Origin of the sequence: Mesorhizobium ventifaucium (genome assembly GCF_935822925.1) — a bacterium.
GTDB lineage: Bacteria > Pseudomonadota > Alphaproteobacteria > Rhizobiales > Rhizobiaceae > Mesorhizobium > Mesorhizobium ventifaucium.
The window spans coordinates 76,171-89,408 of sequence record NZ_CAKXZS010000014.1 but is presented as its reverse complement, the minus strand read 5'-3'; the positions used below and the strand labels follow the sequence as shown (position 1 = coordinate 89,408).

Here is a 13,238-nt window from a genome sequence, read left to right as displayed (position 1 = left end):
ATGACGGCCACCTACTTCCAGGACTTCACCCGCGACAACGGCCTGCCCGTGACCGTCGAGTATTCGTTCGCGCCAGGCAGCGAACCTACCTATTCGCCGATGTACGGCGCCGATGGTGGTGACGCCTGCGAGGTAGAGATCGTCGATGCCTGGCCGAGCACGCCGGAGTTCGAAGCGCTTTGTCAGCGCCAGTATGACATCAAGTGGGTCCTCGCTCGCCGCTCAATCTGGCAATCCTGCGCGCTCGCTTGGTTGAACCTTCGGATCTGGTTCGCCGGCCGCGCCGCTCGCCTCACCGACGCCGAGCGCGAGCGCATGGAGACCTGGCTCATCGAGCACCACGAATACGAACCTTATTACCCGGACTGGGAGGACGCGCCGTGACGGACGTTCCGACACCCGCCCAAGCCGAGAAGGCGGCCCTGTTCTTCGACATGCTCCAGGAAGCCCGGGAGGCGGGCAAAGGATGGTGGTCGAGCAGCCAGATGCGCCAGATCGATGTGGCGATCGAGCAGGACAAGAAGATAGCGGCGCTAACTGATCTCGCCGGGACGGTCGCAGAATATCTGGACATGCCCTGCGATAGCCTCCGCCACCGGATGCGTCAGGCTCTTACGTGCGCGCAGGCGGTGCTCTGATGTCGATCGAGATCATCCGACCAGCCGATCGCCAGGCTTGGCTTGCCGCCCGCGGCCAGGACGTCACCGCCTCGGTGGCCGCCGCGGTTCTCGGCGCACATCCATATACGACCCCATATTCGCTTTGGGCTGAGAAAACCGGCCGGCTCTCACCGGACACCGAAGAAACGGAGGCGATGGAGCGCGGCAACCTCATGGAGCCGGTTGTCGTCGCCATGATCCGAAAGCGGTTTCCGGAGTGGACCGTCACCTACGAAAACGACCGCGCCTATTACCGTGATCCAGATCGCCGGATCGGCGCGACACCTGATGCCTTCCTGGAACGACCAGATCGCTTCGGTACCGGGAACTGCCAAATCAAGACGGCCTCGGAAGACGCCTTCAAGGAGTTCTGGCTCGATCCGGACACCGGGGAGGTTGTGCCGCCCACGTGGATCGCCGTCCAGGCCATAACAGAGGCTCAATTGACCGGCTGTCCATGGACCTGCGTCGCCCTGATCGTGATCACTTGGCGCGGCACCCTGCAGTTGCATCTCATCGACGTCCCTATCCATCTCAAGCTCTGGAACCGCCTGGTAGCCAAGGTCGACGAGTTCTGGACGATGGTCGCCAGCGGCGAGGAGCCGGAGCCGGACTGGCTGCGCGATGCTCGCGTCGTGCTCGACGTATACCGCGACAGCATGCCGGCCAGGCGTGATCTCACCGGCGACCGCGAGCTCGACATGCTCGTCCATCAATACGACCGCGCCCGCGTCGAAGCTGCTTCTGCAAAAGCGGTTGTCGAGCAGCTGCGCCCTCAGATCCTCCGCGCCCTCGGCAATGCGGAGATCGGCGAGACCGCCAACTGGGAAGTGTCAGCTCGGACCTCGCACCGCTCCGGCCACTTCGTGCCGTCATCCCAAACCCGCGTGCTGCGCGTCAAACCAAGGAGAGATATCAATGCAAGTTTCTGACGCCCCATCCATAGCGGGACCCGGGCACAATCTGGCGACGACCGCCGATATCCTGCGCGACCGGTTCAAGCCGCTGCTCGACGAGGTCGAGGACCTCGCAAAGCGCGCCACGGCCGCGAAAAACGCGCTGACCGATGGTGCGATCGCCAACGACAACGAGCGCGATCCCTTCATCGCCCTCGGCATCGAGGCGAGAAAGCTGGCGAAACGACTCGGCGAAACCAAGCTGGCGACTACGAAGCCGCTGCGCGAAGAGGTCACGGAGACGAACCGGTTCTTCGACACCGTCATTACCCGGCCGGAGAACATCCAGTCCGCATTCGAAACCATTGTCGGCCGCTATGACGCGAAGAAGCGCGAGGAGGCGAGGATTGCCGCCGCCGAAGTCGCGCGGCTCGCCCAGGAAGAGGCGAAGCGCAAGCTCGAGGAAGCCGCGGCCTCAACTCACAGCGTGCTCGGCGATGTGCTGATGCAGGAAGCCGCGGACGCCGAACACAGGGCGGCGGTGCTCGTCAACGAGGCCGTGACCGCCGGATCAGGCCCGACGCGCACCGAGGCTGGCACTGTTTCCGCCACTGCCAAATGGACGCATCGCATCACCGAACCGTCGAAGATCCCGCTGGAGAAGCTGCGGCCGTACATGTCGATCGACGACATCGACAAATTTGTGCGGGCCTACGTCCGTGCCAACAAGAACACGGCGCCGCTGCCCGGCGTCGAAATCTTCCAGGACCAGAAGACTTCATTCCGCCGCTGATCGTCGGCGGACCAACCGCCTGCAGGATGCCGGCGCCAAAGGAGAACCACAGCATGAACACCCAAGCAGGCAAGTCCGTCGAGACGGTAGACAGAAGCACCGGCGAGCTCACCACGCTCCCAGCGGGTTACGCTGCCGGCAACCAGAGCCTCGCCGTCCAACTGGCGATGGCGGAGCTCAACCAGGATGTCACCACGGCCAAGGCGTTCCCGCGCTCAGTAGCGACCGTGATGCGCAACATCACCGAGCTCGTCATGCTCGACGAGCAGACCGCCAAGGAATGCGTCTACGCGGTACCGCGTGATGGCAAGACGATCCGTGGACCGAGCATACGTCTGGCCGAGATCATCGCCAGCCAATGGGGGAACTGCCACTGCGCCTCCCGGGTGGTGCATGTCGACAAGATCGAGAAGTACGTGGAATCCGAGGGCGTCTTCCATGACCTCGAAACCGGTCTCAAGCGCACCGCGCGAACGCGCAAGAACATCTCCAAGCGCGACGGCGGACTTTATTCGCAGGACATGATCATGACCGCCGGCAACGCCGCGGCCTCGATCGGCATGAGGGAAGCGATCCTGAAGGGGGTTCCGAAGGCGGTCTGGCGGCAGGCCTTCGAACACGCGGAAAATGTGATCCGCGGCGACGTCACGACCTTGGTGGAACGACGCGAAGAAGCCATGAAGGCGCTCGCCGGCATCGGGGTTACGCCGGAGCGGGTGTTCGCCGCCATTGGCGTCGCCGGCGCCGAGGAGATCGGCATCGAGGAACTAGCCGATCTCTTTGCGATGTACCAGGGCGTAAAAAGCAAGGAAACCGATGTCGACGAGGTCTTCCCAGCCATCAAGAAGAACGGTGACCAGCCAGCCGGACTGAAAGGCAAGCTCGATCAGCTCGCCGACAGTGCCGACACGACCGCCGGGAACAAGAAACCCGCCGCTGACAAAGCGGCCCCAAAATCGGAAGCCGGTTCGTCCCCCGCCGGCTCCGATGCGCACGGAAAGCAGGCCACCACGCCGAAGGCGACTGCTACCGGGCAACAGCCGTCGTCCGGCCAAACCTCCTCCCAAGACCCGGACGACGGCGATCCTATCGCGAAGGCGACCCGACTGGGGCGCGCCGCCTATCGCCGCAACATGAGCAGGAAGGCAGTGCCACCGGATTTCAAGGCCGAGGGCAGGGAGGCCGAAAGGCAGGCCTGGCTGGACGGCTTTGCCGCCGAAGAGGACGCCGAGGCGCCGGAGCCCGGTTCGGTCGAGGAGGACTAGGGCCATGTTCAAGTTCCGGAAAGCCACGTCGCACGTCGAGTTGGTGGAAGCGGATCTGGAACCGGACGCGTTGCCCGGGTCGCTTCTGGATCGAAGCGCGAATTCGGTCACCAACATGCTGGACCGGTTCCGGGGAGACGAAGTCGCGCTGGAACGGGAAATCGCCGACCTCACAGAACGACTGCGGCAAACCCGCGTCGCCATCACGGCGTTCGACGCCGCCGGCGCCATCCTTGATGGTGGCAAGCAATCGGCGGCGATTGCTTCTGATCCGGACAAGGTCGGCCGTCTGGTGCCACGCGGTCGCGGCTCAATTCGGGCGCAGGCTGAGGCCGAGGTCGCCGTCGACCAGGACGGCAGACTTCTGAAGTCGAAGACGGAGCCCGTCATCGTCCACGTCCACAAGGACATCCGGGTATGACGGTCGAGGTTCACGCCACAGACGTCGCCAAGTTCGCGAACGGCCGGAAAGTCGTCTCGGTGACGAAGCCCGGCACCATGAAGGTGGCGAGCAAGACAGGGCCAGCCACCATCGACCAGCCGTTCAACGTTGGCGACGTCATGCTTGTGGACGCCGGCGGCCGCGCGATCGTGACGCCGCTGAGCTTTGCCGGCGCCACCGAGATCGCTCGCCGCGTCATCGAAGGCGACTTGCGCCTGACCACGGACAGCGAGTCGCTGCGCGCGCTGGCGACCGCCGTAATCGGTGTTGCCGCACAGGTGGTGGCGCCGGAGCCGGCGAATGATGCCGCAGCGCAACCAGCCAAAGAGGAGAGTGCCTGATGGAACGTTTCAGAAAAGGTGACCGCGTGTCGATCGAGACGACGGTGCGGCACGACCAGCGCGAGGACGACTGGGTCTTTCTCGACATCGGCTCGGGAGCAACGGTCGACGCCTCTTTGATCACGATGATTGCACCTCACTTTGATGCCGGTGATTTCGTCGCGGCCTCTTACGGTAAGGGGGAAGGGGCCTTCGGCCACGTCAAAGCCGTCAGTGACAAGATGGTGTGGGTGAAGCACGCGAGCGGCGACTACGCCACTTACGACGCGAGCATGGTTCGCCGGCTCGATCCGGAGGCCTTCGCGCCCGTCGAGATTCCGACACCCACAGCCATTGTCGACGAAATCTATAGCTCGCCGGTACTGCCCGCGGACGAAGCCGGATTCCCGACAGGCGCAGCTCCAGATCTCGCCGACGCCGCGCACTTTGACGCCGGCCCGATGCCAGTGGGCGAAGATGAGGTGGTGTTTTGATGGCTACCATCGCAGACCGCGTAAAGAAGATCATTGCCGAGCATCTCGTCACACTCGACGAGGTCGAGACGTTTAAAGCCAAGGTCGTTGATCAGGCCAGCTTCATCGAAGACCTCGGCGCCGACAGCCTCGACCTCGTCGAGCTCGTCATGCACTTCGAGGAGGAGTTCGGCACCGAGATATCGGACCTCGATGCCGAGACATGGCTGACCGTCGGCGACGCCATCAAGTACATCGAGCAGCGCGTCGGTGGGCGGCGCTGATGGCCGCCATCGAAATTAGCGCGATCGAGGTCTTGGCGTTGAAGAAACTCGCCTTGATCAACGGCGCACTGGCGCAGAGCCTGAAGGATCAGACCGCGCGTCGCGAGCAGTTGGCCCTACTTGGCGTGCTGATGGATGTTGTGGCGCGCGCCGACCTCGCCAACCAGACGACCGGAGGCGAGCGTGGCTGACGTCACCGGCCCCATCTCCTCGCTCCCCGGCTCTGGCCACGATTTCCCCGATGGCACGTCGTGCGACGAACATCCAGACCGGCCGGCCGTCGCTCGGATTCAGGGCGAAACCGATAGCTTCGGGTCCGAGATGAACGACATGTGCCAAGAATGCCTCAACGCCTATCGCGAGGAGATGAAGAACGCTGATCACTCCGGCGTCTGCGACTGGTGCAGCCTCCATAAGCCCCATCTCCGGCCGAGACGCGACTACGAAGAGGGCATGGCCGGCCGCGTTTATGACGTCTGCGACGACTGCATCAAGCGGGAAAATGACGACCTCGAAAAAGAGGCCGGAACTTACTGGGACGACGGCAGGGATTATGACGGTGACTGACAGAGATCTGAATCCGATCGATCCGGAATATCTGCGGACCGCCTTTATCGTCGCGCCGGGCGAGCGGCTGCACCGACTCTTGGCGCGGCTCTCTGACAGCTACATCGATGATCTGTCAGACGATCTGATTGAAGGGCTGGAGCGCACCCTCGACGCGCACCGCATCTGTCATGCCGACGGCGCTAAGTTCGGGAGCAAGCCTCATGGCTGAGCCGCTCACCCTCATTCGCGTGGCCGACAGCGAGACCACAGCGCTCGAGGATCCGAAGGAGCTGGTCGAGATCGGCTGGACCGACGTCCGGCTGTTCCCGAGGGGTTGGGCGATCGAGAGCGGCCCGCATGCCCGCATCGTCAATCCCGGCATGCCGATATCGCCCGGCGCGATGTCGGCTCACCACCTGCAGGACGCCGATGTCGTCGACGGTATGGCACCTGACGATGCCCGTGCGCTGATCAACACCGGCGCCGACTTCATCTGCTGCCACAACCTCGCATTCGATCGTGCTGTCCTGAAACCGGCTATGCCCGGTATCTGCACGTTCAAATGTGCAAAGGACACCTATCCGAATCTCGAGAGCCACAAGAACGGTGCGATCTGGTATGCGCTCGGGCTTGGCGGCGGCGCCAAACAGATGGAGCCTGTCCATCGCGCGGGACCCGATAGCTGGACGACCGCCCATATTCTGCTCGATCTGCTCCGGGTGTTGCCCGTCGAGACAATGATCGAGATTTCGGCGAATCCGCTGCGCCTTTTGAAGATCGATTTTGGCGAGCACGCCGGCAAGCGCTTCTCTGAGGTCCCCACCAGCTATCTCGACTGGATCCTCCATAAATCGACCATGCCGAGCGATCCGAAGCGGGAGGATGTCGTCCACACCGCGCGCCTGGAATGGGTCAAGCGCACCACTGATCCGCAACCGCAACAGGCCTCCCGGCCGGCGACGGAAGTCGTCGACCCCGACGCCTGGCGCAAAGACATGAGGTTCTGATGGAAGCCGCAGCTGAAACTGTGACACCTCTCGACGAGGGCTTCGAATGGGCAATCGTCGAGATCTTCGGCCACCGCAAGCACGCCGGCCGCTCCCGCGAGGAGGAACGCTTCGGCGCCAAGATGCTGCGCATCGACGTGCCGACGATCGCGGTCAACCAGGCCGAAGGGAAGCCGGCTGAGGTCGGCGGCATCGAGTCCTGGACGACGCATTGGTATGGCGGCGCTTCGCTCTTCAGCTACACGCTGACCGACGAGGCCACCGTGATGCGCATCAACCGGCCTTACGTCTCGGCTTCTCGCTATATCGCGCCTCCTGACCGGTACGACGGCGATGCCGCCGAAGACGTCTCGATACTGGATGACGTCGACGACGAGCCGAGGTTCTGATGATGGCCTACCACCGCGAAACCAATATGGAAGCGGTCCTCGCCGCGCTCGGCGACCACGAGGTCACGACCGCCGACAAGCTGGCTAGCCGCGTCGGCGTCTGCGAGCGCACGATATATCGCTACATCAGGCTTCTGCGCGCTGCTGGACAACCGATCCTGTCGGAATCCGGCATGGGCTATATGCTGCGCCGGCGTCCAGAAGGTCGCTCCAATGGCTGACGCCCCGATCTGGTCACCACAGCAGGACGGCGCACTGACGGCTGTCGCGGCCTGGTACGGCAGTGGTCTCGCGCGCCGCCAGGTCTTCCGCGTTTTCGGCTATGCCGGCACCGGCAAGACCACGCTCGCCAGGCACTTTGCCGACGCTCTGAGGGGCGAGGTCCGCTACATGGCCTATACGGGCAAAGCCGCGATGGTGATGCGCAAGAATGGCTGCCGCGGCGCGATGACGATCCACGCCACGATCTACGACGTCGATTTCAACCACGAGACCGGGGTCAAGAAGTTCGTGGTCAAGGATGTCGACGAGCTCGCCGATATCGCACTTTTCGTCGTCGACGAGTGTTCGATGGTCGACGAAGAGATCGGCAAGGATCTGCTGTCGTTCGGTGTTCCGGTGCTGGTCCTGGGCGATCCGGCGCAGCTGCCGCCAGTGAAGGGCGGCGGCTTCTTCACCAACGCGGATCCCGACATCATGCTGACCGAGATCCACCGGCAGGCCTCCGAGAACCCGATCATCCGGATGGCCACCACGATCCGCGAAGGCGGCCGGCTCGAGTACGGCGTCTATGGCGCCAGTGAGGTCATCAAGCGTTCCTACCTGACACAAGACCACGTCATGAAGGCCGGCCAGGTCCTCGTCGGCCTGAACAAGACGCGATCGAGCTACAATTCCCGGATGCGCCAGCTGCATGGCCGCGCCGGCGCCATGCCCGAGGTCACGGACCAACTGGTCTGCCTCAAGAACGATCGTAACAAGGGGATATTCAACGGCGGCCTCTGGCGCGTCGTCGAGCTGCTGAAGCGCCGCAAGGGCCACCTCAACGACCACTGCATCCGAATGCATGTTTCGTCCCTCGATTTTGATTCGACGGAACCTGTTGAGATCAAGGTCCGGAAGGAATTCTTCGAGGGTGCCGGCAACGAGATCCCGTGGAAAGAACTGAACGGCACCCAGCAGTTCGATTACGGTTACGCGCTGACCGTGCACAAGGCACAGGGCTCGCAGTGGGAAACCGTCTGCCTGTTCGATGAGAGCTCGGCCTTTCCCGACAATCGGGCCCGCCACCTCTACACCGCCATCACCCGCGCCGCCGAGCGCATCACGATCGTCATGTGAGGCCGCGATGACTGAGCTCAACACAGCAAAAACCCAAGCCCTCAAAGAGATAGGTGCGTAAATGGCCGGTTCACTTAATCGCGTGCTGCTTATTGGCAATTTGGGCGCCGATCCCGAGATTCGCCGGCTGAATTCCGGTGACCCGGTCGTCAATCTACGCATCGCCACATCTGAATCCTGGCGCGATAAGAATTCCGGTGAACGGAAGGAAAAAACCGAGTGGCACCAGGTCGTGATCTTCAACGACAACCTCGCCAAGGTCGCGGAACAATACCTGAAGAAGGGCGCCAAGGTTTACGTCGAGGGCCAGCTGCAGACGAGGAAGTGGCAGGACCAATCCGGCAACGACCGCTACACGACGGAGATCGTCCTGCAGAAGTTCCGCGGCGAGCTCCAGATGCTTGACGCGCGCGGGCAGGGGGATGGCGATCGCGGCCGTGATGACGATCGCGGCGGCCGGCCGAGCGGCGGCAGTAGCGGCGGGCGATCGAGCGACTTCGGCCGCAACGACTTCGGCGGCGGGCAGGGCGGCGGTGGCGCTGGCCGAAGGGCGAGCAGCGATCTTGACGACGACATTCCCTTCAGTCCGGAGTGGAGGTGATCGTGGCAACTTGCATCGATTGTTCCATAGGGGTGAGCCGTCAAGACCAGGTCACGGATGCGATGGTTGAGGCGGGGCTTGACGGTGCAGAGTACATTCCGAATGCCGACAACCGCAAATGGATGCGCGCTGCTCTCGAAGCCGCCCTCGCATCACAGCCTGTTCCTGCTGTGGCGGTCACAGATGCGATGGTTCACGCCTACAAGCACTCTTTCGGCGAATACATGGACAAGTCCGCGCTCGGCCATATCACGCCGCCAACACCTGATGTCGGCTTCCATGCCACCAAGTATGCCCTCGGTGTGGCCCTCGCCCCTGCCACTCAGGCAGTGCCGGATTTGCTGGCGGCGCTCACAGAGATCAGCCAGCGCGCCAACGAGAGCGGAACCGGCGAGATTGCCCTGGTCGATACCATCCACGCCATGCATCGGATCGCCACGAACGCCATCGCCAAAGCGGGAGGCCGCGTCGTGAAGAACCCCACCAACGAAACACCTCTGCTGGCTATGGAAGCCGAGGCGGTGACCAGAACCGATATTCTCCGCGAGTGGTTCGGAGGGGATAGGTACGGCCGTGACTACGAATATCTGGATGCCAATTTCGGCACACAGGCAGACCGAGTTGTAGCGTATCTAGCGGCACGCACCTCCCCACCCAAGCCTCAGATAGACAAAGGTATCGTGGAGGCTTTGCGGGAGGCGCGGCAATTCATATTGGCCCCGGCTGAAGACCTCTTGTGGGGCGTCGTTCACCGCATCGACGCAGCCATCGCCGATGGGTTAGTACCGGGGTGGAAGCCGATTGAGACCGCGCCGAAAGATCGACTGATCGATATTTGGCTGAAAACTGGCGTTCGGTGGTGCGACTGCTACTACGACCAGATTTGCGGCGAGTGGCGCACGTCGCGGCCCAGCGGCCGCCTCGTATCGGTCAAGGAAGCTGTCGCCACTCATTGGCAAGAACCTCCCGGCGCTCCCGTTCCTCAAGGGGTAGCCTGATGGTCGCCTATTCCTTCAAGCAGCGCTTCGTCGCGCCGATCCATGCCGGCACGAAACGGCAGACGGTTCGCGCCGATCGGAAGCGGCATGCCCGGCCAGGCGAGCAGCTGCAGCTTTACCGCGGCATGCGCACCAAGCACTGCGAGCTGATCGGCCGCTCGCAGTGCATCGAAGTCGTCAAGATCACGATCCTGTTCAATGACGCTGACCCGGAATCGGAGGGCATCATTCTGCCCGGCTTCGGGTTTCCAGGCGGCTTGGAGGGCTTCGCGATCGCCGACGGCTTCGCGTCGTGGGTCGACCTGAAACAGTTCTGGCGGGAGAACCATCCCGGCGTTGATGAGTTTCAGGGCAATCTCATCATGTGGGGCGACCTCGCATGAAGCTCGACGCCGTCCTGGCCCGCCTCCGCGCCGGCGAGAAGCTGCACCAGCAGATCGTCGACGGCCGGCGGCAGTGGTGGTTCGACGAACCGTTCCAGGACGTCCCTGACGCCGCGGTGGTGAAGATCCGCGCCGGCGGCGAATTCCCGCTCGTCGAGGTCGGCGACAGCCTTTTCGGCCTCCCCGACAATTCGCAAACGTGGGAGGGGGTAGACGGTGTCTGACCGCGTTCCCTGCATCAACCCGCGCTGCCGGCGCACATTCAAGCGCGAGCACGAGAGCCAGGAGACCATCTGCGGCAAGTGCTTCCGGATGCTGCCGGAGGCGGTCCGCAAGGAACATCGCGGCTACTGGCGCGAGATCAGGAAGTGGGATCGGCGCATCGCTCGCACCGCTGACGAGCTGAAGATCGTCCGGATGCGGGCGATCCGTGAACGTGCCTCCTACTACCTCGGCACGCACTGGGATGCTTTCATCAAAGGGCCGCTGCTCGCACCAGACAAGCCAGCCGGGCTGGAAACCTTCCTCGAGGAGATCGGGCTGTGAACCCAACGCTCATTCACCGCTATACCATCCCGCTCCAGCAGGCGATCGAGCAGCTGGTCGGCAAAGAGGCCACAGATGGCGAGAGTTTCCTTGTCGACATCAATGGCGACGACCTCATCATCGATATCCACGGGCCGGCCAACGTCACCTTCTGTATCGGCGACTATGAATACACAGTCGACGGCCGCGGCGGGCAGGAGGCCTCAAACGAGGCGGCAAAAGTTAACGAGGCATCTCCGGAGGCCGGGACCACACCGGCGGAACCGCCACGCAAGGGCGGTCCGCTGGCGCAGCGCGCCGCGATCTCATGCGGTGAAAAGGGCTTCTGGATATTCATAGGCAAGAAGTTCGGCGTCACCATCGGCTCGGCCGACGAGGCCGCGGCCTGGCTGAAGGCGCAGTGCGGCGTCAAAAGCCGGGTCGACCTCGACTACGATGAAGCCAAAGCCGACAACTTCCGTGGCATCGACAAATCCTACCGGCTCTGGCTGGAGGGCTACGATTGATGCCATATCGTCCAGAAACATGGGGACCACCACCATGCCGCTCTTGACGCCAGAGGAAGCCTGCGCGGAACTCGGGATCGGCGAAGACACCTTGCGAGCGATGCGCAAGGCGGGCGAGATCCCGTACATCAACGTCGGGCAGGGAAAGAAGCGCGAGACGCCACGGTATGAGCTTGACGACCTCAATGCCTGGAAGGCGAAACGAAAGAAGGTCGTAAAATGTCCGTCTTTAGAAGGGCCGACTCCAAGGATGGCCTCTACTCCTACGACTTCCAACTACAGGGTCGTCGATTTTCAGGCTCGACGGGCTGCACGTCAAAGCGAGAAGCGAAACAAGTAGAGACCATCAAGCGCGCCGAGGCAAAGGCCGTCCTCGACGTGGAGAAGGCGTTCTCTGATCCGAACATGACCGTAGCGATCGCGGCCAGCCGCTACTGGGAAGAGGTCGGTCAGCACCACGAAAACTGGAAGAACACTGAATGGTCGATGGCGTGGCTGGTCTCCCATTTCGGACAAGACACCCTTCTGCAGGCAATCGACGACGAAAAAGTCACCACGATGGTGGCGAAGCGTCGTGGCGAGTTCGTCCCGTCGCAGCGGAAGCCCGGTCGGAAATATAAGACGCCGGAGGTGAAGAAGCGGGTCAGCGCTGCCACGGTCAACCGCACCGTAACGCAGCCGCTGCGTGAGGTGATCATACGGGCCGGCGCCCTATGGGGCGCCAGGACCGCTACAATCGACTGGTCGAAGCATCTTTTGCCGGAGCCGAAAGAGCGGGTGAGGGAGGCCAGCAGCGGCGAGGAGGCGGCGATCATGGCCGAGCTGGCGCGCGGCTACGAGGTCGCCGTCGAGTTCGCGTTTATTAATGGCTGCAGGCGGATGGAGATCCTGGGGCTTGAATGGTCTCGGGTCGATTTCTTCGGCCGGCAATTCACCGTCATCGGCAAGGGCAAAAAGTCCAGGGTGATCCCGATGACGAAGCGGACGTTCGAGATCCTGTGGGCGCAGCAGAACTATCACGCCGAAAAGGTGTTCACCTATATCGCGGCGCGGACGGTGAAGACGGGAGACCGCAGGCTGATCAAGGGCAACCCCTATCCGCTAACTGAGTCGGGACTGAAGACCGCGATGCGGCGGGCCGTACCGAAAGCCGGTGTCAAGAACTTCCACTTCCACGACACCAGGCATACCGCCGCGACACGCGTGCTGCGTAACAGCAACCTTAAGGTTGTCCAGCAGCTCCTCGGCCACGAGGATATAAAGACGACGACAAAATACGCCCATGCTATGATGGACGACGTGTTGAACGCGATGGAAGCGGCGAAACCCAAGAACGCCGAGGAAGCCTACACCCACGCTTCAAAGCCGGTTCGCAGTTAGTTAGGCCTGTCTTCTGCCCAATTCGCGTCGATGCGTATGAGCCGCCATCGGCATTCGGATGCTCGCGCCATGCGTAGCCCCTCGAACATACGTCCTCACTGTCGATGAGTGCCGATCCGCCGCCTCTGTGGATAACTTCGGAACGTTGATAGAACCCGATATTCGCTTCCGTGGGACTTCCCGTGGGACTTTCTGACGGGTTGCGCCGATAATTGCCCGGCTTGATCGGGTTCTGTTCCAAACCGCCGTTTTAGCGCTTGCGCCGCAACCCCTGAAAATATATGGCTTCCCGCGGTCCGGAGTGTAGCGCAGCCCGGTAGCGCACTTGACTGGGGGTCAAGGGGTCGTCGGTTCGAATCCGGCCACTCCGACCATTTTCAAGACTTAGACTTGCCCCCAGAAAACC

Annotated in this window: 23 protein-coding genes, 1 tRNA gene and 1 pseudogene; all 25 read left to right on the top strand. The window is 62.6% G+C overall.

The features are described from left to right. The 25 genes and pseudogenes from NMG70_RS13210 (at position 1) to NMG70_RS13095 (ending at position 13,206) form a co-directional block, all read left to right on the top strand. Positions 1-384: a hypothetical protein gene (locus tag NMG70_RS13210; protein WP_254024926.1), complete on the top strand. Its 384-nt coding sequence runs from the start codon at positions 1-3 to the stop codon at positions 382-384. Continuing rightward, on the top strand, positions 381-638 hold the full coding sequence (locus tag NMG70_RS13205; protein WP_254024925.1) for a hypothetical protein: 258 nt from the start codon (positions 381-383) through the stop codon (positions 636-638). Before NMG70_RS13210 ends, NMG70_RS13205 begins: the two co-directional genes overlap by 4 nt. After that, positions 638-1,591, top strand: coding sequence for a YqaJ viral recombinase family nuclease (locus NMG70_RS13200; RefSeq protein ID WP_254024924.1), 954 nt, complete (start codon positions 638-640; stop codon positions 1,589-1,591). Before NMG70_RS13205 ends, NMG70_RS13200 begins: the two co-directional genes overlap by 1 nt. Further along, entirely contained in the window at positions 1,578-2,348 is a 771-nt protein-coding gene (locus tag NMG70_RS13195) for a hypothetical protein (RefSeq protein WP_254024923.1), read from the top strand. Before NMG70_RS13200 ends, NMG70_RS13195 begins: the two co-directional genes overlap by 14 nt. A gap of 53 nt (positions 2,349-2,401) precedes the next feature. Then, positions 2,402-3,613 carry a hypothetical protein gene (locus NMG70_RS13190; RefSeq protein WP_254024922.1) on the top strand — a complete coding sequence of 404 codons (1,212 nt, stop codon included), beginning with the start codon at positions 2,402-2,404 and terminating at the stop codon, positions 3,611-3,613. Positions 3,614-3,617: 4 nt separating this feature from the next. Then, positions 3,618-4,034: a hypothetical protein gene (locus NMG70_RS13185; protein ID WP_254024921.1), complete on the top strand. Its 417-nt coding sequence runs from the start codon at positions 3,618-3,620 to the stop codon at positions 4,032-4,034. Beyond that, positions 4,031-4,396, top strand: a complete 366-nt coding sequence (locus NMG70_RS13180) for a hypothetical protein (protein WP_254024920.1) — start codon at positions 4,031-4,033, stop codon at positions 4,394-4,396. The genes NMG70_RS13185 and NMG70_RS13180 overlap by 4 nt, the downstream gene beginning before the upstream one ends. Then, positions 4,396-4,869 carry a hypothetical protein gene (locus NMG70_RS13175; RefSeq protein ID WP_254024919.1) on the top strand — a complete coding sequence of 158 codons (474 nt, stop codon included), beginning with the start codon at positions 4,396-4,398 and terminating at the stop codon, positions 4,867-4,869. The genes NMG70_RS13180 and NMG70_RS13175 overlap by 1 nt, the downstream gene beginning before the upstream one ends. Continuing rightward, positions 4,869-5,132 (top strand): acyl carrier protein, encoded by a 264-nt coding sequence (locus NMG70_RS13170; RefSeq protein WP_254024918.1) that lies wholly within the window; start codon positions 4,869-4,871, stop codon positions 5,130-5,132. The genes NMG70_RS13175 and NMG70_RS13170 overlap by 1 nt, the downstream gene beginning before the upstream one ends. Further along, entirely contained in the window at positions 5,132-5,323 is a 192-nt protein-coding gene (locus tag NMG70_RS13165) for a hypothetical protein (protein WP_254024917.1), read from the top strand. Before NMG70_RS13170 ends, NMG70_RS13165 begins: the two co-directional genes overlap by 1 nt. Next, positions 5,316-5,699, top strand: coding sequence for a hypothetical protein (locus tag NMG70_RS13160; RefSeq protein WP_254024916.1), 384 nt, complete (start codon positions 5,316-5,318; stop codon positions 5,697-5,699). The genes NMG70_RS13165 and NMG70_RS13160 overlap by 8 nt, the downstream gene beginning before the upstream one ends. Then, positions 5,686-5,910, top strand: coding sequence for a hypothetical protein (locus tag NMG70_RS13155; RefSeq protein WP_254024915.1), 225 nt, complete (start codon positions 5,686-5,688; stop codon positions 5,908-5,910). The genes NMG70_RS13160 and NMG70_RS13155 overlap by 14 nt, the downstream gene beginning before the upstream one ends. Further along, positions 5,903-6,688: a hypothetical protein gene (locus NMG70_RS13150; protein WP_254024914.1), complete on the top strand. Its 786-nt coding sequence runs from the start codon at positions 5,903-5,905 to the stop codon at positions 6,686-6,688. The genes NMG70_RS13155 and NMG70_RS13150 overlap by 8 nt, the downstream gene beginning before the upstream one ends. Then, complete coding sequence (locus NMG70_RS13145) at positions 6,688-7,077, top strand: hypothetical protein (protein ID WP_254024913.1); 390 nt, start codon at positions 6,688-6,690, stop codon at positions 7,075-7,077. The genes NMG70_RS13150 and NMG70_RS13145 overlap by 1 nt, the downstream gene beginning before the upstream one ends. Then, a complete protein-coding gene (locus tag NMG70_RS13140) occupies positions 7,077-7,298 on the top strand; it encodes a helix-turn-helix domain-containing protein (protein ID WP_254024912.1) in 222 nt (73 codons plus the stop codon). Before NMG70_RS13145 ends, NMG70_RS13140 begins: the two co-directional genes overlap by 1 nt. After that, positions 7,291-8,418, top strand: coding sequence for an ATP-dependent DNA helicase (locus NMG70_RS13135; protein WP_254024911.1), 1,128 nt, complete (start codon positions 7,291-7,293; stop codon positions 8,416-8,418). Before NMG70_RS13140 ends, NMG70_RS13135 begins: the two co-directional genes overlap by 8 nt. A 61-nt stretch (positions 8,419-8,479) precedes the next feature. Continuing rightward, entirely contained in the window at positions 8,480-9,019 is a 540-nt protein-coding gene (ssb, locus tag NMG70_RS13130) for a single-stranded DNA-binding protein (protein ID WP_254024910.1), read from the top strand. After that, a complete protein-coding gene (locus tag NMG70_RS13125) occupies positions 9,016-10,017 on the top strand; it encodes a hypothetical protein (protein ID WP_254024909.1) in 1,002 nt (333 codons plus the stop codon). Before ssb ends, NMG70_RS13125 begins: the two co-directional genes overlap by 4 nt. Beyond that, positions 10,017-10,400: an ASCH domain-containing protein gene (locus NMG70_RS13120; RefSeq protein WP_254024908.1), complete on the top strand. Its 384-nt coding sequence runs from the start codon at positions 10,017-10,019 to the stop codon at positions 10,398-10,400. The genes NMG70_RS13125 and NMG70_RS13120 overlap by 1 nt, the downstream gene beginning before the upstream one ends. Beyond that, positions 10,397-10,624, top strand: coding sequence for a hypothetical protein (locus tag NMG70_RS13115; protein ID WP_254024907.1), 228 nt, complete (start codon positions 10,397-10,399; stop codon positions 10,622-10,624). The genes NMG70_RS13120 and NMG70_RS13115 overlap by 4 nt, the downstream gene beginning before the upstream one ends. Beyond that, on the top strand, positions 10,617-10,946 hold the full coding sequence (locus NMG70_RS13110; protein WP_254024906.1) for a hypothetical protein: 330 nt from the start codon (positions 10,617-10,619) through the stop codon (positions 10,944-10,946). Before NMG70_RS13115 ends, NMG70_RS13110 begins: the two co-directional genes overlap by 8 nt. Further along, positions 10,943-11,452, top strand: coding sequence for a hypothetical protein (locus NMG70_RS13105; RefSeq protein WP_254024905.1), 510 nt, complete (start codon positions 10,943-10,945; stop codon positions 11,450-11,452). Before NMG70_RS13110 ends, NMG70_RS13105 begins: the two co-directional genes overlap by 4 nt. Further along, a pseudogene (locus NMG70_RS32935) lies at positions 11,382-11,645 on the top strand (helix-turn-helix domain-containing protein); the annotation flags it as partial. The gene NMG70_RS13105 and the pseudogene NMG70_RS32935, both read left to right, overlap by 71 nt. A gap of 26 nt (positions 11,646-11,671) precedes the next feature. Next, positions 11,672-12,832 carry a tyrosine-type recombinase/integrase gene (locus NMG70_RS13100; protein ID WP_254024904.1) on the top strand — a complete coding sequence of 387 codons (1,161 nt, stop codon included), beginning with the start codon at positions 11,672-11,674 and terminating at the stop codon, positions 12,830-12,832. A gap of 297 nt (positions 12,833-13,129) precedes the next feature. Further along, positions 13,130-13,206 (top strand) — tRNA-Pro (locus tag NMG70_RS13095). Positions 13,207-13,238: the final 32 nt, after the last annotated feature.

Coding starts and splice junctions, on each gene's coding strand:
- NMG70_RS13155 (WP_254024915.1), top strand. CDS start 5,686: ATGACGGTGACTGACAGAGATCTGAATCCGATCGATCCGGAATATCTG.
- NMG70_RS13115 (WP_254024907.1), top strand. CDS start 10,397: ATGAAGCTCGACGCCGTCCTGGCCCGCCTCCGCGCCGGCGAGAAGCTG.
- NMG70_RS13170 (WP_254024918.1), top strand. CDS start 4,869: ATGGCTACCATCGCAGACCGCGTAAAGAAGATCATTGCCGAGCATCTC.
- NMG70_RS13140 (WP_254024912.1), top strand. CDS start 7,077: ATGATGGCCTACCACCGCGAAACCAATATGGAAGCGGTCCTCGCCGCG.
- NMG70_RS13175 (WP_254024919.1), top strand. CDS start 4,396: ATGGAACGTTTCAGAAAAGGTGACCGCGTGTCGATCGAGACGACGGTG.
- NMG70_RS13180 (WP_254024920.1), top strand. CDS start 4,031: ATGACGGTCGAGGTTCACGCCACAGACGTCGCCAAGTTCGCGAACGGC.
- NMG70_RS13200 (WP_254024924.1), top strand. CDS start 638: ATGTCGATCGAGATCATCCGACCAGCCGATCGCCAGGCTTGGCTTGCC.
- NMG70_RS13135 (WP_254024911.1), top strand. CDS start 7,291: ATGGCTGACGCCCCGATCTGGTCACCACAGCAGGACGGCGCACTGACG.
- NMG70_RS13185 (WP_254024921.1), top strand. CDS start 3,618: ATGTTCAAGTTCCGGAAAGCCACGTCGCACGTCGAGTTGGTGGAAGCG.
- NMG70_RS13150 (WP_254024914.1), top strand. CDS start 5,903: ATGGCTGAGCCGCTCACCCTCATTCGCGTGGCCGACAGCGAGACCACA.
- ssb (WP_254024910.1), top strand. CDS start 8,480: ATGGCCGGTTCACTTAATCGCGTGCTGCTTATTGGCAATTTGGGCGCC.
- NMG70_RS13195 (WP_254024923.1), top strand. CDS start 1,578: ATGCAAGTTTCTGACGCCCCATCCATAGCGGGACCCGGGCACAATCTG.
- NMG70_RS13120 (WP_254024908.1), top strand. CDS start 10,017: ATGGTCGCCTATTCCTTCAAGCAGCGCTTCGTCGCGCCGATCCATGCC.
- NMG70_RS13190 (WP_254024922.1), top strand. CDS start 2,402: ATGAACACCCAAGCAGGCAAGTCCGTCGAGACGGTAGACAGAAGCACC.
- NMG70_RS13165 (WP_254024917.1), top strand. CDS start 5,132: ATGGCCGCCATCGAAATTAGCGCGATCGAGGTCTTGGCGTTGAAGAAA.
- NMG70_RS13145 (WP_254024913.1), top strand. CDS start 6,688: ATGGAAGCCGCAGCTGAAACTGTGACACCTCTCGACGAGGGCTTCGAA.
- NMG70_RS13210 (WP_254024926.1), top strand. CDS start 1: ATGACGGCCACCTACTTCCAGGACTTCACCCGCGACAACGGCCTGCCC.
- NMG70_RS13100 (WP_254024904.1), top strand. CDS start 11,672: ATGTCCGTCTTTAGAAGGGCCGACTCCAAGGATGGCCTCTACTCCTAC.